We start from the raw sequence: 2328 nt of genomic DNA on the forward strand, positions 1-2328 counted from the left end.
GTAGCGCCGCGCCGGGACAGCCAGGATGAACTCCAGCTTGCGCCCTGCCTGATCGGCCATTTCGGTAAGGTTCCGGATATTGTCCAGGCTCAACAGCCCTCGATCAGCGACCAGAATGACGCGCTGGTATGAGTGCCGGATGTAATCTCCCCAAAACCGCCGTTTGAAAATTCCCCAGATATGAGCGGTTCTGGCGATTTCTGAACCTTAAATATTCAGAAATTGTCGGGACCGCGGGAAACAGGCCAGATGCCCCAATTTGAGAATGACAGGGGTAGTCGGGTGCAGGGATTGAAGGAGATCGTTTTGATCCAAGATTTACACAAGCAAGGTCTCAGCCTTTCCGCGATAGCGCGCAAGGTTGGCTGTGATCGTAAGACGGTTCGCAAGTATCTGGAACGTGGTTTGGACATGCCCGTTTATGGCCCGCGCGCGCCACGCGACCGTCTGATTGATCCGTTTGAGGGCTTTTTGCGGGACCGAGTTCTCGCGTTCCCTGACTTGAGCGGTGCGCGACTGCTGCGCGAGATCCGCGCTGTGGGATATGAGGGCAGTTACACGGCAGTGACGGATTTCTTGCGTGAGGTTCGTCCGTCAAAGCGCAGCCCATTTGAGCGACGGTTCGAAACACCGCCAGGCAAGCAAGCGCAGGTGGATTTTGCTGAGTTCTCAGTTGAGTTTACGGACGAACCCGGTGTCACGCGGAAAGTTTGGCTGTTCTCCATGGTTCTTGGGCATTCACGTTGGCTCTGGGGCCGGTTTGTGTCCAGCCAGAACCTGCAATCGGTGATGCGTTGTCATATCGCGGCGTTTGATGCGATGGGCGGGTCGCCTGAGCACATTCTCTATGACCGGATGAAGACGGCGGTGATAGGTGAAGATGAGAGCGGTGTTGTGACCTACAACACGTCTCTCGTTGCTTTGCTGAACCACTACGGCACGATCCCGCGCGCCTGTCGGCCCTACCGGGCCAAGACCAAAGGCAAAGTTGAGCGGCCCTTCAGGTATATCCGGCAAGACTTCTTTCTGGCACGCACGTTCCGCAACATCGACGACCTGAACGCCCAGTTTGAGGCGTGGCGCACAGAGATCGCCAATCCGCGCATTCATGCAACGACGCTGCGCGTTGTCGATGAGGCTTTTGTTGAAGAACAGCCCAGCCTGAAGCCGCTTCCCGCGATCCCTTATGATGCTGTTTTGACCGTTGAACGCCGGGTCAGCCACGAGGGCATGGTCTCCGTTGCGGGCAATTCCTACAGCGTCCCGGATACAACCCGCAAACGCGTGCTTGAGGTGCAAAACCACACCCATGAGGTTCGGATCTTTGAGGATGGCACGCTAATCGCCCGCCATCCTATCCTCGAGGGCAAGAACCAGCGCCACGTTGATCCCGCGCATCGCAAAGCGCCACCCGTTCAACGCGCGACACAACCATCCCCAGGCATCGCGCGCCGGTCCCTGGAGTTTTACGGTGCTGTTGGTGAACGCATGGCAGCACAGGGGGCCAGACAATGAGCGAGGTTTTGGACCGGATCAGGGGCGCAATGGTTGGCTTGAAAATGCCGCGCGCGCTCGAAGCGCTTGATCACACCATACAGCGCCTTGAGCGGGGTGAGATCACCGCGATTGAGGCCATCGACGGCCTTTTGTCGGAGGAATACAGCACCCGCGAGACACGGCGCATCGATGTGGCATTGCGGACATCGAAACTATTGCCGATCAAGACGCTGGAAAGCTTCGACTTCAGCTTCCAACCGTCACTGGATCGCGAACGCATCGCAGCACTCGCCCAGCTCGACTTCATCCGGCGCGCGGAAGTGGTCCACTTTCTTGGGCCACCCGGCACTGGTAAAAGCCACCTTGCCACAGCGCTTGGCGTTGCGGCAGTGAAGTCTGGCAGGCAAGTTTACCGGGCGACTCTGGCAGAGCTGGTCGAGGTCATGGCCAAGGCAGAACGACAAGGGCAATTGGCCGAGAAGATCAGGTTCTATGCAAGATCATCGCTCCTGATCGTGGACGAGATCGGCTACCTGCCGATCACTCAGGGCGGCGCAAATCTGTTCTTCCAACTGGTCAATGCCCGCTACGAAAAGGGTGCAATGATCCTCACATCAAATCGAGGTTTTGCAGAATGGGGTGATGTCTTCGGCGATCCGGTCGTCGCCACCGCGCTACTCGACCGACTGCTTCACCACGCCGTCGTCGTCCAGATCGAAGGGGCAAGCTACCGGCTGCGCGCCCACTCAGACCTGATCCCCGAGCACGCCCGCACAAACGCCCCCATAACACCCCCGCCCGCGCCTAAGCGACGTGGCCGCCCACCAAAAA

The 2328-nt window shown here is 58.3% G+C and carries 2 protein-coding genes; both read left to right on the forward strand.

The features are described 5' to 3' along the window. Nucleotides 1–282 precede the first annotated feature (282 nt). Complete coding sequence (istA, locus tag AC221Y_RS23140) at nucleotides 283–1515, forward strand: IS21 family transposase (protein WP_486708634.1); 1233 nt, start codon at nucleotides 283–285, stop codon at nucleotides 1513–1515. Then, the coding region (istB, locus tag AC221Y_RS23145) for an IS21-like element helper ATPase IstB (RefSeq protein ID WP_486708633.1) at nucleotides 1512–2328 on the forward strand (817 nt) is incomplete at its 3' end. The genes istA and istB, both read left to right, overlap by 4 nt.

This window comes from Boseongicola sp. (assembly GCF_057460485.1).